The sequence below is a fragment of the Sphingomonas sp. Leaf407 genome (assembly GCF_001425385.1).
Taxonomy (GTDB): Bacteria; Pseudomonadota; Alphaproteobacteria; order Sphingomonadales; family Sphingomonadaceae; genus Sphingomonas.
The window spans coordinates 209,911-224,044 of record NZ_LMQO01000002.1 but is presented as its reverse complement, the minus strand read 5'-3'; the positions used below and the strand labels follow the sequence as shown (position 1 = coordinate 224,044).

General features: G+C 67.1%; 15 protein-coding genes. 10 read left to right on the top strand and 5 right to left on the bottom strand.

Annotation, left to right across the window (positions count from 1 at the left end; genetic code table 11):
- The first annotated feature begins 10 nt into the window (after positions 1-10).
- The 10 genes from ASG37_RS07475 (at position 11) to hslU (ending at position 10,863) form a co-directional block, all read left to right on the top strand.
- Positions 11-1,015, top strand: a complete 1,005-nt coding sequence (locus tag ASG37_RS07475) for a tetratricopeptide repeat protein (protein WP_055757742.1) — start codon at positions 11-13, stop codon at positions 1,013-1,015.
- Positions 996-2,105, top strand: a complete 1,110-nt coding sequence (gene tilS / locus ASG37_RS07470; RefSeq protein WP_414888052.1) for a tRNA lysidine(34) synthetase TilS — start codon at positions 996-998, stop codon at positions 2,103-2,105. The genes ASG37_RS07475 and tilS overlap by 20 nt, the downstream gene beginning before the upstream one ends.
- Positions 2,106-2,174: 69 nt before the next feature.
- A complete protein-coding gene (gene ftsH, locus ASG37_RS07465; RefSeq protein WP_055757738.1) occupies positions 2,175-4,139 on the top strand; it encodes an ATP-dependent zinc metalloprotease FtsH in 1,965 nt (654 codons plus the stop codon).
- A gap of 134 nt (positions 4,140-4,273) precedes the next feature.
- Complete coding sequence (locus tag ASG37_RS07460) at positions 4,274-4,600, top strand: hypothetical protein (RefSeq protein WP_235525142.1); 327 nt, start codon at positions 4,274-4,276, stop codon at positions 4,598-4,600.
- A 254-nt stretch (positions 4,601-4,854) separates the two neighbouring features.
- Positions 4,855-6,780 (top strand): CocE/NonD family hydrolase, encoded by a 1,926-nt coding sequence (locus ASG37_RS07455; RefSeq protein ID WP_055757736.1) that lies wholly within the window; start codon positions 4,855-4,857, stop codon positions 6,778-6,780.
- Between the two features lie 196 nt (positions 6,781-6,976).
- Positions 6,977-7,516, top strand: coding sequence for a glycoside hydrolase family 108 protein (locus ASG37_RS07450; RefSeq protein ID WP_055757734.1), 540 nt, complete (start codon positions 6,977-6,979; stop codon positions 7,514-7,516).
- A 39-nt stretch (positions 7,517-7,555) separates the two neighbouring features.
- A complete protein-coding gene (locus ASG37_RS07445) occupies positions 7,556-7,966 on the top strand; it encodes a holin family protein (RefSeq protein WP_055757732.1) in 411 nt (136 codons plus the stop codon).
- A gap of 259 nt (positions 7,967-8,225) precedes the next feature.
- Positions 8,226-8,969, top strand: coding sequence for a hypothetical protein (locus ASG37_RS07440; protein ID WP_156349066.1), 744 nt, complete (start codon positions 8,226-8,228; stop codon positions 8,967-8,969).
- 31 nt (positions 8,970-9,000) lie between these two features.
- Entirely contained in the window at positions 9,001-9,552 is a 552-nt protein-coding gene (gene hslV, locus ASG37_RS07435; protein WP_055757729.1) for an ATP-dependent protease subunit HslV, read from the top strand.
- 12 nt (positions 9,553-9,564) lie between these two features.
- Positions 9,565-10,863: an ATP-dependent protease ATPase subunit HslU gene (hslU, locus tag ASG37_RS07430; RefSeq protein WP_055757728.1), complete on the top strand. Its 1,299-nt coding sequence runs from the start codon at positions 9,565-9,567 to the stop codon at positions 10,861-10,863.
- 45 nt (positions 10,864-10,908) lie between these two features.
- On the opposite strand, the gene ASG37_RS07425 is transcribed toward hslU, so the two are convergent.
- The 5 genes from ASG37_RS07425 to ASG37_RS07405 are packed head-to-tail and all read right to left on the bottom strand — an operon-like array spanning position 10,909 to position 13,994.
- Positions 10,909-11,307, bottom strand: coding sequence for a hypothetical protein (locus tag ASG37_RS07425; protein ID WP_055757727.1), 399 nt, complete (start codon positions 11,305-11,307; stop codon positions 10,909-10,911).
- 25 nt (positions 11,308-11,332) lie between these two features.
- Entirely contained in the window at positions 11,333-12,058 is a 726-nt protein-coding gene (gene gloB / locus ASG37_RS07420; protein ID WP_082448182.1) for a hydroxyacylglutathione hydrolase, read from the bottom strand.
- On the bottom strand, positions 12,052-12,471 hold the full coding sequence (locus tag ASG37_RS07415; protein ID WP_055757725.1) for a VOC family protein: 420 nt from the start codon (positions 12,469-12,471) through the stop codon (positions 12,052-12,054). Before ASG37_RS07415 ends, gloB begins: the two co-directional genes overlap by 7 nt.
- A 57-nt stretch (positions 12,472-12,528) precedes the next feature.
- Positions 12,529-13,290: a tetratricopeptide repeat protein gene (locus ASG37_RS07410; protein ID WP_055757723.1), complete on the bottom strand. Its 762-nt coding sequence runs from the start codon at positions 13,288-13,290 to the stop codon at positions 12,529-12,531.
- A complete protein-coding gene (locus ASG37_RS07405) occupies positions 13,287-13,994 on the bottom strand; it encodes an alpha/beta hydrolase (protein ID WP_055757721.1) in 708 nt (235 codons plus the stop codon). The genes ASG37_RS07410 and ASG37_RS07405 overlap by 4 nt, the downstream gene beginning before the upstream one ends.
- Between the last annotated feature and the right edge of the window lie 140 nt (positions 13,995-14,134).

Below are 14,134 nucleotides of genomic sequence, written 5' to 3'. Positions count from 1 at the left end.
CCCTGTTCCCATGCGCACGGCTCCCATGCGCGCGCTTGCCGCCCTGCCGTTCCTCGCGCTCGTGCTGAGCGTGCCCGCCGCCGCGCAGCAGACCCAGCTCGACGGCCGCGTCAACAAGCTGGAGCGCGAGATGCGCGCGGTGCAGCGCAAGGTGTTCCCCGGCGGCGCGCCCAACCAGGTCGAACCGCAGATCACCGCGCCGACGCAAACGCTCGACATCCCCGGCACCCCGACCAGCGGCCCCCTCGCGACGCTGGAGGCGCGGCTGAGCGCGCTCGAATCGCAGCAGCAGACGCTCACCAACCAGATCGAACAGGCGCAGTACAAGCAGCGCCAGCTGGAAGAACAGTTCATCGCCTATCGCCGGACGACTGACCAGCGCCTCACCGCGCTGGAAAGCAACGGCGCGACCGTGACCCCGGCCACGCCCGGCGCGATCGCGGCGGCGGGCGACACCAGCGTCAGCCCGCCGGTCGTGCGCGGCCCCGGCAACGGCGGCGGCATGCTGGGCGGCACCCGCCCGGCCACGCCGCGCCCGACGACCCCGGCCGCCGCCGCCCCCGTGGCAACCGATCCGGCCCGCGCCGCGCGCATCGCCGCGATTGAAAAGCCCGCTTCGGGCGACGTGGCGGAGGATGGCTATCTCTACGGCTTCCGCCTGTGGAGCGCGAAACTGTATCCCGAAGCGATCGCCGCGCTGAAACCGGTGGTCGACAAATATCCGCAGCATCGCCGCGCCAGCTATGCCCAGAACCTGATCGGTCGATCCTATCTCGACGACGGCAAGCCCTCGCTCGCCTCGATCGCCTTCTACGACAATTACAAGAAGATGCCCGACGGCGAACGCGCGCCCGACAGCCTGTTCTATCTGGCCGACGCGCTCATCAAGCTGAAGAAGACCAAGGAAGCCTGCGACGTCTATGGCGAGCTGGGCGAGGTCTATGGCGACAAGATCTCGCCGCAGATGAAGGCCGATGTCGTGAAGGGTCGCGCGGCTGCCAAATGCGCTGCCTGATCCGGCCGGGCGGTTCGCGCGCGATCTGATCGCGCTCGCCGCCGCGCCTACCCCTGACCGGCCATTGGCCATTGCCGTATCGGGTGGCCCCGATTCGATGGCGCTGCTCCGACTCGCGGCGATCGCCTTTCCGGCCAGCGTCATCGCCGCGACCGTCGACCACCGCCTGCGCGCGGCGGCGGCGGACGAGGCGGCGATGGTCGCCGGCTGGTGCCGGGCGCAGGACATTCCCCACGCAACCCTCGCCCCCGCGACCCCACCCTCGGGAGCCAGTATCCAGGCACAAGCGCGCCACGTCCGCTACGCGCTGCTCGGGCGTTGGGCGCTGACCGCCGGGGCATGCGCGCTCGCCACCGCGCACCACGCCGACGATCAGGCCGAAACCTTCCTGATGCGCGCAGCACGCGCCTCCGGCCCGGCGGGCCTTGCCGGCATCCGCCCGCGCTGGGACTTCAATCCCGATCGCTGGGCAGCCATGGCCCCACCCCGACCGTACCCCCGCGCAGGCGGGGGTCCAGAGTCCGACAGACCGGACGTAAGCGCGATACACCCTGGCCCCCTGCCTGCGCGGGGGTACGATCGTCCAATCCGCCTCCCCATCGTCCGTCCGCTGCTCGGCTGGCGCCGCCACGACCTGCGCACCATCGCCGCCGCCCTGCCGTTTGTCGACGATCCGTCGAACACCGATCCCCGCCATGATCGCACCGCCGTGCGCGCGCTGCTGGCGACCGGCGCGTTCGACCCCGCGGCACTTGCCGCCGCCGCCGCGCATTGCCGCGAGGTCGATGCCGCACTTGGCGAAACCATCGACTGGCTCTGGCGCACCCGCCGCCTGCCCGCCGATCCGGGCGAAGTCCGGCTCGATCCCACCGACCTGCCACGCGAGTTGTGCCGCCGCCTCGCCCGTCGCGCGATCAGCGCGGTTCGCGCCAATGGCCCGTGCGAGGGCCGCTGGTCCGATTCGGCCAATATCGAGCCGTTGCTCGACGCGCTGACCGCGCACAAACCAGCAACGCAAGCTGGGGTTTTCGTCACGCCGCAAGCCGACGGCTGGCACTTCCGCCCCGCTCCGCCGCGACGATCAGTCTGATCGGCTTTGTTCCATTGCCATTAACTTGCGGCAGCCTATCTTGGTGGCACTGAGAGGTATCACTTCGGCATGAACGATAACGACAAGCAGAACGGCCCCGACGGTGGCGGTGGCGGCAATCCGTGGATGAAGAGCCTGCTGATCTGGGTCGGCATCCTCGTCTCGCTCGCGATGTTCGTGACGCTGTTCGACGGGCGATCGGCGCAGACGCAGGGACAGGTCGTTCCCTATTCGACCTTCTTGGACAAGGTCGACGAGGGTTCGGTGCGCGAGGTCAACATTGCGCCGAACACGATCACCGGCATCTACACCAATGACGAGAAGTTCCGCACCAACGCGCTGAACGATCCCAATCTGATCGAGCGGCTGCGGACCAAGAACGTCACGATGAACGCGCGCCCCGAAGAGGGTCCGAACATCTGGCTCGTCATGCTGTACCAGTCGCTGCCGTTCCTGCTGTTCCTCGGCATCGCCTTCTTCGTTCTGCGCCAGATGCAGAAGGGCGGCGGCGGCGGCGGCGCGATGGGCTTCGGCAAGTCGCGTGCGCGCATGCTCACCCAGAAGGAAGGCAAGGTCACGTTCGACGATGTCGCCGGCATCGACGAGGCGCGCGCCGAGCTGACCGAGATCGTCGACTTCCTGAAGGACCCGACCAAGTTCGCCCGGCTGGGCGGCAAGATCCCGAAGGGCGCGCTGCTGGTCGGTTCGCCCGGCACCGGCAAAACGCTGCTCGCCCGTGCCATCGCGGGCGAGGCGGGCGTGCCGTTCTTCACCATCTCCGGCTCGGACTTCGTCGAGATGTTCGTCGGCGTCGGCGCGTCGCGTGTCCGCGACATGTTCGAACAGGCCAAGAAGAGCGCGCCCTGCATCGTCTTCATCGACGAAATCGACGCGGTCGGCCGTCATCGAGGTGCAGGTCTGGGCAATGGCAATGACGAGCGCGAACAGACGCTGAACCAGTTGCTGGTCGAAATGGACGGGTTCGAGGCGAACGAGGGCATTATCATCGTCGCGGCGACCAACCGCCCCGACGTGCTCGACCCCGCGCTGCTGCGTCCCGGCCGCTTCGACCGGCAGGTCGTGGTGCCGCGCCCCGACATCGAGGGGCGGATCAAGATCCTGCAGGTCCATATGAAGAAGGTGCCGCTGGCCCCCGACGTTGACCCGCGCGTCATCGCGCGCGGTACGCCCGGCTTCTCGGGCGCGGACCTCGCCAACCTCGTCAACGAAGCGGCGCTGACGGCAGCGCGCAAGGGCAAGCGCCTCGTCGCGAATCAGGAGTTCGAGGAGGCGAAGGACAAGGTCATGATGGGTGCCGAGCGGCGCTCGATGGTGATGACCGACGATGAAAAGCGGATGACCGCCTATCACGAAGCCGGCCATGCCATCGTCTCGCTGCACGAACCCGCGTCGGACCCGATCCACAAGGCGACGATCATCCCGCGCGGCCGTGCGCTCGGCATGGTGATGCGCCTGCCCGAACGCGATTCGTACAGCTATCACCGCGACAAGATGTACGCGAACCTCTCGGTCGCGATGGGCGGCCGCATCGCCGAGGAGATCATCTTCGGCTATGACAAGGTATCGTCGGGCGCCTCGGGCGACATCCAGCAGGCGACCGGCCTCGCGCGCGACATGGTGACGCGCTGGGGTATGTCCGACGCGGTCGGCCCGGTCGAATATGGCGAGCCGCAGGGTGAGAGCTTCCTCGGCTATTCGGCATCGGCCCCGTCGCGCATGTCGAACAAGACCGCCGAACTGATCGACAGCGAGATCAAGCGCATCGTCGAAGGCGGCCTGTCGCGCGCACGCCAGTTGCTGACCGACCATGTCGACCAGCTCCACCTGCTGGCAGGCGCGCTGCTCGAATATGAAACGCTGTCGGGCGACGAGATCAAGCGCCTGATCGCGGGCGAGACCATCGACCGCGACATCGGCACGCCCACCACCCCGCTGTCGGCGGGCGGCACCTCGATCCCCAAGACCCGCCGCCCGCGCGGTCCCTTCGGATCGCCGACGCCGCAGGGGGCGTAAGCCCTCCATTACGGGATGCCGCGTGACCGTGCCGGCGCGCGGCATTCCGTCGCACGGGACGAACCCTTTTCGTCAGTAGTACTGGAACCATGCCGATGCGCCGGTTTGTTGTTGCCGCGGTATTATGCAACCTGATGCCCGGCATTGCCGATGCAATGACGGTTAGCGAGTTTCTGGCAAAGACAAGGGCGTTAAAGGCGGAGGGCATGTTGGCGATGTTCTCGTCCGACGCCACTCTGCTCAAGCGGGAGATCGGCGGTATCGCGGCGGAATATCGCGCGAAGCGGCTGGCCGACAAGGCAGGCGGACGACCACCACATAGTTGCCCGCCCGATCATGCGAAAATGAGCGGCGACACATTGCTCGCCGCGCTGGAACAAATTCCGCGCGCGCAACAAGACGTGAGCCTCAAGGACGGGTTCGCGGCGACGATGCATCGCCTGTATCCCTGCGCCCGCTGAAACCGGTCGACCAAACTGACAGCGCGAGAACGAATGTACGCCCCGGTGCGGGGCATCATCCTGGGCGTCTCGCACACTTTCCTCCGTCCTCTGGCAGAACGACACCCTGTTCGCCATGGCACGTGGCACCGCCCTATCGCACCGATCACCGCGCGGAAACCCCGCCCGCGAAGACGGACATCGTCGTCCGCCCCTTGACAACCGCCCGCCCAACCGTGTGACATTGTAACGTCATGTCGGCGTCGGGAGTCCCTATGCGCATCCGTACCCTGTTATTCGCCTGCACCCTATTGGCCGTCACCACGACCGGTCCGGCCCAGACCGCGCCCGGCCCCGACATCTGGCCGCGCAGCGGTGACATTCCCGCGAAGTTCACGCCCCCCACCGACAAGTACAATTATGTCCGGCGCGAGGTGATGATCCCGATGCGCGACGGGGTGAAGCTGCACACCGTCATCATGATCCCGAAGGGCGCGGCGAACGCGCCGATTCTGCTCACCCGCACGCCCTACAACGCCTCGGGCCGGGTCGCGCGCAGCGACAGCACCGATTATGTCGCCGCGCTGCCGCAGGGCGACGAGGTGTTCACCCGCGCCGGCTATATCCGCGTGTTCCAGGACATTCGCGGCAAATACGGCTCGGAGGGCGAGTATGTCGTCACCCGTCCGGTGCGCGGCCCCCTGAACCCCACCACCACCGATCACGTCACCGACGCATACGACACGATCGACTGGCTGGTGAACAAGGCGAACCTGCCCGAAAGCAACGGCCGCGTCGGCATGCTGGGGTCGTCGTACGAAGGGTTCACCGTCGTCATGGCGCTGCTCAACCCACACCCCGCCTTGAAGGTCGCCGCGCCCGAAAGCCCGATGATCGACGGCTGGATGGGCGACGACTGGTTCCATTACGGCGCGTTCCGCCTGGCGAACATCGGCTGGATCGGCAGCCAGACGGGATACAAGGGCCCGGGCGCATCGCCGCCATCGACGACCTATGACGATTACGACCAGTTCCGGCAGGTCGGATCGGCCAACGACTGGGCCAGGGCGTCGGGCTATGCGCAACTGCCCTTCTGGCAGCGCTTCGTCGCCCATCCGGCCTATGACGCCTATTGGCAGGGACAGGCGCTCGACAAGCTGCTCGCCGCCAATCCGTCGAACGTGCCGACGATGTGGGAACAGGGGCTGTGGGATCAGGAGGACATGTACGGCGCGATCACCGCATGGGAAGCGCTGAAGGCCAGGGGCAAGGGCGGCAACAACTTCCTCGTCATGGGACCGTGGCGGCACAGCGGCGCGAACTATGACGGGTCGTCGCTCGGCGATCTGAAGTTCAACGGCGATACCGCGCTGCAATGGCGCGAGAAATATCTGTTCCCGTTCTTCGACCAGTATCTGCGCGACGGCCGCCCGGCGTTCACCCCGCCGCAGGCGCTGATCTACAACACCGGCGAGAATCACTGGGACGAACTGGCGCAGTGGCCGCTCGCCTGCGACAAGGGCTGCGCCGCGCCGATGAAGCCGATCTATCTGGGTGCCGATGGCGATCTCGGCTTTGCCCCCGCGCCGGCGGGTGGTGACAGCTATGTGTCCGATCCGGCCAAGCCCGTCCCGCATCTCTCGCGCCCGGTGAACTTCGACGATGGCCGGTGGAAGGCATGGCTGGTCAGCGACCAGCGCCATGTCGACGGCCGCACCGACGTGATGACCTATCAGACGCCGGTGCTGACGAAAGCCGTGAAAGTCGCGGGTGCGCCGATCGCCGATCTGTTCGCCAGGACCACCGGCACCGATGGCGATTTCGTGGTGAAGGTGATCGACGTGTACCCCGATGTGGTGCCGGGCGAACCGGCCAAGGGCGGCTATCAACTGCCGATCGCGCTCGACATTTTCCGTGGCCGCTACCGCAACGATGTCGCCAAGCCCTCGGCAATCCCGGCCAACAAGACGCAGCGCTACCGCTTCCGCCTGCCGACGGTGAACCATGTGTTCCAGCCGGGGCACCGGATCATGGTGCAGGTGCAGTCGTCGCTGTTCCCGCTCTATGATCGCAACCCGCAGACCTATGTCCCCAACATCTTCACCGCGCCGAAATCGGCGTACAAAAAGGCGACGGTGACGATCGAACGCGGCGGCGCGACGCCGAGCGCGGTGTGGCTGCCGGTGGTGCCGACCAACTGACCTTCGCTTCCTGAACGGAAGCCGTCGGGGGCGGGTCGGGTTGCGATGGCCGCACCGCTCGCCCCGCCCCCGCCGTCACCCCGGACTGGTTCCGGGGGGACGAAGCGTGCGCGACGACCGTTCGGGACCCCCCAAACCCTTCTGTCCTACAGCCATTCGTTCCTGATACGTTCTCCACTCAACGAGGAGAACGACCATGACCATCGACCGACTGATCGACGAGGTGATCGACCGCGAGGGTGGCTATAGCGACCATCCCGCCGATCGCGGCGGTGCGACCCGCTATGGGATCACCGAGCGCATCGCCCGCGCCGAAGGCTATGCCGGCGACATGCGCCATTTCCCCCGCGCGCAGGCGGTCCAGCTCTACCGCCGCCGCTACTGGCTCGCACCCGGCTTCGACCAGGTGGCGAAGCGTGCGCCGCTGCTCGCCGCCGAGTTGTTCGATACCGGCGTCAACATGGGGCCGACGGTCGCGGCGGGCTTCCTGCAACGCACGTTGAACGCGCTCAACCGGGGTGCGCGCGACTGGGCGGACGTGACGCTCGACAGCACGATCGGCACGCGCACGCTCGCCGCGCTCGACGCGATGCTGGCCAGCCGTGACCCGGCGGCCGAAGCGGTGTTGGTCAAGGCGATCAACGCCTTGCAGGGCGAACGCTACCTCCGCCTCGCCGAAACGCGGCCCGCCAACGAAGCCTTTCTCTACGGCTGGCTGGCCCAGCGCATAGGCTGACAAGTGTAAACTTTGTAAACTTTGAACTCACAGGAGCCCATGATGCTGCCGACCCTGATCGCGCCGATCGCCAGCCTGCTCGACAAGCTGATCCCCGACCCACAGGCACGCAACGCCGCCAAGCTCGAACTCCTTCGCCTCGAATCGACCCGCGATCTGGATGCGACCCGCGCCCAGCTTCAGGCGATCGTGGCGGAGGCGCAGTCGACCGACCGCTGGACCGCCCGCGCGCGGCCGGGCTTCCTCTATGTGATGTACGCGCTGCTGCTGTGGTCGATCCCGATGGGTCTGCTCGCCGCGATCGAGCCGCATCTGGCGGAGTCGGTCGCGCGCGGCATGACCGCCTATCTGCGCGGCATCCCGGAGGAACTCTACGCGCTCTTCGGCACCGGCTATCTCGGCTACACCGCCGCGCGGGCATGGGGGAAGGCCAAGGGCGTGGAGAAATAATACGCCATGCACGTTTGACTTATACTTGGCCTAAACCAACCGCCGTGCCATATACACGGCAACAACCAGCGGAGGGTGTATGCGCGTCGCTTCTGATGCCGTTTTGAACCGTGCCGCACGCTTGCGTGAAAGCGGCGACTCTTGGTTGATGCTGACCAGAACCGAAAATACCCGCAAGGATGGCCTTGCCTTTTTCCGGGGTGCGCGTTCGGTACAATCGTCGCAATCTGGCGGCAAAAAGTAACGATCGACAGGCCGGATGCTCGAATCCGGCCTGTTACTGTTTTTCCTCGTACCTGGCCTGCTCGCCTATTGCGCCCTGTACGGCACATTCCATTCTGACAAATCGATAGCGCCCGAGCCACCACAGGCGTCCTCGGTCGAAACGATAACGATTATCCTGCTGTCATCGGCTCTCATTCACGCCGTTTTCGCAGGTCTTCTGCACATCAACGCGGTCGCCTGTCGCAGCCTGCCTTGCCCGATCCCGGTACCGACCGGTTTGCTTGATCCCTATGCCGCCGCGTTCAATGCGATGGATGGTGGCAAGGCCAGTGGAGACGCGGTCGGTGGGCTGATCGCCATTGCGCTGCTGCAAGGGGCGTTGTGCTACTGGGGCGTCCGGCGCTGGCTCAACTACCGGGCACGCGCGGATCGCCTTCCAGCATGGATCTATGGCTGGGCGACCGATATTGCCAATGCGGCAGACAACGACGACAGGTTGATCCTTGCTTACGTGATGACCACCCACGACATCGATCAGAAGGCGATTACCTATGTTGGGGTCCTCTACGATCTGGTGCTCAAGGCCGATGGATGTATCACTCGCCTGACCCTGTGGGATTGCGAGCGTTATCTGGCCGACCTGGCGGTACCGGTGGACCGACCGACGCTACCCGAACCCCTGTCGCGCTTTCCGTTTCTGATGCTGGAAGCTTCACATATTCGGAATGTGGCATTCGAGATCCTCGACGTATCGGGTACACCACCCTCGACGGATTGAAGCGACGTAGCGCCTCCCCATATCGCGCCCCATGAGCAAAGAGACGGTGTGGCACGGCACCACGATTGTATCCGTGCGTCGCGGCGGTCGTGTGGTGATCGCGGGGGATGGGCAGGTTTCGGCCGGACAGACGGTCATGAAACCCAATGCGAGGAAGGTCCGCCCGCTGGGCGACGGCAAGGTCATCGCCGGCTTCGCCGGGGCGACCGCCGATGCCTTCACCCTGTTCGAACGGCTGGAGGCCAAGCTGGAGCGGCATCAGGGCCAGTTGCTACGCGCGGCGGTGGAACTGGCCAAGGACTGGCGGACCGACAAGTTCCTGCGCAACCTCGAAGCGATGCTGATCGTCGCCGACAAGGACGTGACCCTGGTGGTGACGGGCAACGGCGACGTGCTCGAACCCGAAGCCGGGATCGCCGCGATCGGATCGGGCGGGAACTTCGCGCTCGCCGCCGCCCGCGCGCTGTCCGACTATGAAGGCGATGCGGAGAAGGTCGCGCGCAAGGCACTCGCGATCGCCGCCGAACTGTGCGTCTACACCAACGACCGCGTGACTCTCGAAGCGCTCGACAGCGCCAACTGAACCGGACAGTCTATGAACGACCAGCTTACCCCCAAGGCCATCGTCGCCGCCCTCGACGCGCACATCATCGGGCAGCATGATGCCAAGCGCGCGGTCGCCGTGGCGCTGCGCAACCGCTGGCGTCGCCAGCAGCTCTCGCCCGATCTGCGCGACGAGGTGTCGCCGAAGAACATCCTGATGATCGGGCCGACCGGTTGCGGCAAGACCGAGATCAGCCGCCGCCTCGCCAAACTGGCCGACGCCCCGTTCGTCAAGGTGGAAGCGACCAAGTTCACCGAGGTCGGCTATGTCGGCCGCGACGTCGAACAGATCGCGCGCGATCTGGTCGAGGAAGCGATCCGGCTGGAGCGCGAGCGTCGCCGCGTGGCGGTGAAGGACAAGGCCGAGGAAGCTGCGATGGCCCGGCTACTCGACGCGCTGACCGGCAAGGGCGCGAGCGAAGCGACCCGCGAGGCGTTCCGCCAGCGCTTCCGCGACGGGCATATGGACGACAAGGAGGTCGAGATCGAACTCGACGCCCAACCGCAGATGCCGTTCGAGGTGCCCGGGGCCGCGCCGCAGATGATCGACCTGTCGGCGATGATGGGCAAGGCGTTCGGGCAGGGCCAGCAGAAGCGCCGCAAGCTGACCGTGCGTGCCGCATGGGACAAGCTGGTCGAGGAAGAGGCCGACAAGCGGCTCGACCAGGACGAGGTCAGCCGCGTCGCGCTGGCTGATGCCGAGGCGAACGGCATCGTGTTCCTCGACGAGATCGACAAGATCGCGGTCAGCGACGGACGCGGCGGCGGATCGATCAGCCGCGAAGGCGTGCAGCGCGACCTGCTGCCGCTGATCGAGGGGACGACTGTCGCCACCAAATACGGTCCGATGAAGACCGACCATGTCCTCTTCATCGCATCGGGCGCGTTCCATGTGGCCAAGCCCAGCGACCTGCTGCCCGAGCTTCAGGGGCGGCTGCCGATCCGGGTCGAGCTGAAGGGGTTGAACGAGGCCGATTTCATCGCGATCCTGTCGGACACCAAGGCATCGCTGCCCGCGCAATATCGCGCGCTGCTGGCGACCGAATCGGTCGATGTGACCTTCACCGACGACGGCATCGCGGCCGTCGCCCGCATCGCGGCGGAGGTGAATGCCGAGATCGAGAATATCGGCGCGCGCCGGTTGCAGACGGTGATGGAAAAGCTGCTGGAGGAAATCAGCTTCGATGCCGAGGACCGCGCCGGCCATGCGGTGACGATCGACGCCGCCTATGTCGACAAGCAACTGGCGAGCATCGCGCGTAACACCGACCTCAGCCGCTACGTGTTGTAGGCGTCGTGCCGTCCGTCCGGGCTGTCCCGGACGGACGGCAGGCGGTTAACTCGCCTTGTCGTAGGGCACGAAGGTGCCGAAGGTGCAGTCACCCGACGGGATCTGCGATCCCCGGTCGATCAGCCGGAAGCGATCGTTGCGGCACACCTGCGCGCCGTACAGGATCGACACCACGATCTGGTCGTCGCGCAGGAACGGGCAACGGTCGCGCACCTGCGTCCGCCACAATCGCTTGCCGTTCTGGCGATAGACGAGCGAGTCGCCGATCACCTGCGGCCCGTCGATGAAGCCGGTCGGGATGCAGTCCTGCGCCGCGCCGGGCGTCCGCCCCGCCAGCGCGCTGGCAAGCAGCCGGTCGCCGCGCGCTTCGGTTTCCGCCTGCTGCTGCGGGGTCGCGCACGCCCCCAGCATCAACGCCGCTGCCGTCCATGCCAATCGCTTCATGCCGCTTCTCCTGAACCCGCTGACATCAAAACGCATCCTTGGCCGATCGGTGCCGTGCCAGTTCCTCGACCGTTCCCGCGCGCAGGAACGGGTTGGTCGCCCGTTCGGCACCGATCGTCGTTGGCACCGTCGCCTCGCCCCGCTCACGCATCGCACCGACCGCCACCAGCCGCTCGGCGATCGCGGCATTGTCCGGCTCGGCATGCACGGCGTAGCGCGCGTTCGACAGCGTATATTCGTGGCCGCAATACACCCGCGTATCGGCGGGCAGGTCGGCATAGCGCCGCATATTGCCGAACATCTCGGCCGCCGTCCCCTCGAACAACCGGCCGCACCCCATCGCGAACAGCGTGTCGCCGGTGAAGATCACCGCCTCCTCGGCGAAATGGAACGCGACATGCCCCGCGGTATGGCCGGGCACCGCCCACACCTGCGCCTGGTGATCCCCGACGAACAGCATCGCGCCTTCGCCGACGCCATCGTCCATGTCGGCGATCTTGGCGCGCTCCGCCTCCGGCCCGGTGATCCGCGCACTCGTCGCGGCTTTCAGCGCGGCATTGCCGCCGACATGATCGGCGTGCCAGTGCGTGTTCCAGATCGCGGTGATCGTCCACCCCCGCGCCGCCGCCGTATCGACCAGCGGCTGCGCCTCGCCCGGATCGATCGCCACCGTCGCGCCGCTCGCATTGTCATGGACCAGCCATGCGTAATTGTCGGAGAGGACGGGGACCGCCACGATCTCCATCACCATGTTCCCGTGTTCGCCATCGACGCCCATGGTTCGGCGGGCGGCAGCGATCCGTCCTGCAACAGCTCGATCGAGATGCCGTCGGGCGTCTTCACGAACGCCATATGCCCATCGCGCGGAGGACGGTTGATCGTCACCCCGGCATCGGCCAGCCGCTGGCAGGTGGCGTAAATATCGTCGACGCGGAACGCCAGATGCCCGAAATTGCGCCCGCCGGCATACGCCTCCGCGTCCCAGTTATGGGTCAGCTCGACCTCGGCGACACCTTCCTGCCCAGGCGCAGCGAGGAAGATCAGCGTGAAGCGGCCCTTCTCGCTTGTCGTGCGGCGTATCTCCTTGAGGCCCAGCAGGTCGAAGAAGGCGATGGTCGCGTCCGGGTCGCTGACGCGGATCATGGTGTGGAGATAGCGGGTCATGGGCGGCTCCGTTGCAGGTCGCGTCCGCATATCGGCACGATCAACCGCCCCCGCAACTCACGCCGGTGGCAGCGTATCCAGCGCGGCATCGGCCGCATTCGCCTGCGGGCTGCCCGGCGCCAGCCGCGCCACCGCCTCGAACGCCGCGCGTGCCGCCTTGGTATCGCCCGACAGGCCGGCGATATTGCCCGCCTCCAACTGGACCGACGGATCGTCGCCCGACCGGCGCACCGCCTCGGCGATGTCGGTCCGCGCGCGCGGCAAGTCGTTCATCCGCCGCGCCAGTGTCGCCGAGAGCAGCCACGCCAGCGGATCGGCGGGCGCGTCCTTCAACGCCCGGTCGAGATCGGCCCGCGCCCCGGCCATATCCCCCGCCGCGACCCGCACCCGCGCCCGGTCGAGCTGCGCCTCGCCCCGCGCCAGCCCGGTCAACGTGCCGGTCGCCAGCGCCGCGTCGAGCGCGCGGCCCGCAGCCGCCGTATCGTTATCGGCCAGCCGGGCATTGCCCGCCTGCGCCCAATAATTGGCGGCGCGCGGGTCCTTGGCGACCTCCGCCTCCTTCGCCGCCTGCTCGAACGCCTCGGCCGCCGCACTCCAGCGCTGCCGCGACGCATAGCTCATGCCGAGGCACTGGCGCGCAAGGAAGCCGCCGCCGACCAGCCGCCATTGCCCGGCGATCCGCTCGCCCTCCTCCGGGTTACCGGTCGCGGCGTCGACGCAGGCTTCATAGCGCGCCTCGGGTGTCGGCGCGGCCGGGCGCGGCGGCCCGGCAGCGGTGGTGGTCTGGGCGACGATCAGGGCGGCAAGCAACAGGGTCAAAGCACATCCTCGATGGCGCGCAGGATCAGCGCGATGTCCGATTCGCGCGACAGGCGGTGGTCGCCATCCTTGACGAGCCAGGTCTGCACATTCGCTGAACGCAGCCGGCTGGCGAGATGCACCGTCCGCTCCCATGGCACATCGGCATCGCGCTGCCCCTGCACCAGTCGTACCGGGCCATCGATCGGCAGTTCGCCATGCATCACCCGATTGGCCTCGCCCGACGACCAGAAGGCGCGGGTGAACACCGTAGGCGCATCGGCATAGGGCGATGGCCGCTCGATCCGCCCCTGCGTCAGCAGCGTCATCTTCTCCGCCTGGGTAAAGCCCCAGTCGGTGAAGTCGGGCGCGGGCGCGATGCCGACCAGCCCGGCGATCCGCTCGGGCCGCGCCCGCGCGGCGAGCAGCGCGATCCACCCGCCCATCGACGATCCGACCAGCACTACCGGCCCTGCGATCACCTCATCGATCATCGCCAGCGCATCGTCGCGCCAACCGGCGAGCGTCTGGTCCTCGAACTCGCCGGGGCTGTCACCGCAACCGGCATAGTCGAAGCGCAGGAACGCGCGGCCCTGCGCCTTCGCCCATGCCTCGATCGCCAGCGCCTTCGTGCCGGTCATGTCGGAGGCATAGCCCGGCAGGAACAGGATCGTCGGACCGGTGCCGGGGGTGTGGCGATAGGCGAGCGGGCGGGAATCGGTCATGGGGCCGGATCATGCCATGCGGGTCAGTGTGGGGGAAGGGTTGGCGGGCAGAAGCTCGCCGCCTGCGCTACCGTCACCCCGGACCTGTTCCGGGGTCCACCGGGACGCTCACGATGCTGCCGGATCGGGAACGCTACCGC

Excerpts from the sequence above, each read along its gene's own strand:
- ASG37_RS07475 (WP_055757742.1), top strand. The coding sequence starts at position 11 with ATGCGCACGGCTCCCATGCGCGCGCTTGCCGCCCTGCCGTTCCTCGCG.
- ftsH (WP_055757738.1), top strand. The coding sequence starts at position 2,175 with ATGAACGATAACGACAAGCAGAACGGCCCCGACGGTGGCGGTGGCGGC.
- ASG37_RS07460 (WP_235525142.1), top strand. The coding sequence starts at position 4,274 with ATGCCCGGCATTGCCGATGCAATGACGGTTAGCGAGTTTCTGGCAAAG.
- ASG37_RS07455 (WP_055757736.1), top strand. The coding sequence starts at position 4,855 with ATGCGCATCCGTACCCTGTTATTCGCCTGCACCCTATTGGCCGTCACC.
- ASG37_RS07450 (WP_055757734.1), top strand. The coding sequence starts at position 6,977 with ATGACCATCGACCGACTGATCGACGAGGTGATCGACCGCGAGGGTGGC.
- ASG37_RS07445 (WP_055757732.1), top strand. The coding sequence starts at position 7,556 with ATGATGCTGCCGACCCTGATCGCGCCGATCGCCAGCCTGCTCGACAAG.
- ASG37_RS07440 (WP_156349066.1), top strand. The coding sequence starts at position 8,226 with ATGCTCGAATCCGGCCTGTTACTGTTTTTCCTCGTACCTGGCCTGCTC.
- hslV (WP_055757729.1), top strand. The coding sequence starts at position 9,001 with ATGAGCAAAGAGACGGTGTGGCACGGCACCACGATTGTATCCGTGCGT.
- hslU (WP_055757728.1), top strand. The coding sequence starts at position 9,565 with ATGAACGACCAGCTTACCCCCAAGGCCATCGTCGCCGCCCTCGACGCG.
- ASG37_RS07425 (WP_055757727.1), bottom strand. The coding sequence starts at position 11,307 with ATGAAGCGATTGGCATGGACGGCAGCGGCGTTGATGCTGGGGGCGTGC.
- gloB (WP_082448182.1), bottom strand. The coding sequence starts at position 12,058 with ATGGTGATGGAGATCGTGGCGGTCCCCGTCCTCTCCGACAATTACGCA.
- ASG37_RS07415 (WP_055757725.1), bottom strand. The coding sequence starts at position 12,471 with ATGACCCGCTATCTCCACACCATGATCCGCGTCAGCGACCCGGACGCG.
- ASG37_RS07405 (WP_055757721.1), bottom strand. The coding sequence starts at position 13,994 with ATGACCGATTCCCGCCCGCTCGCCTATCGCCACACCCCCGGCACCGGT.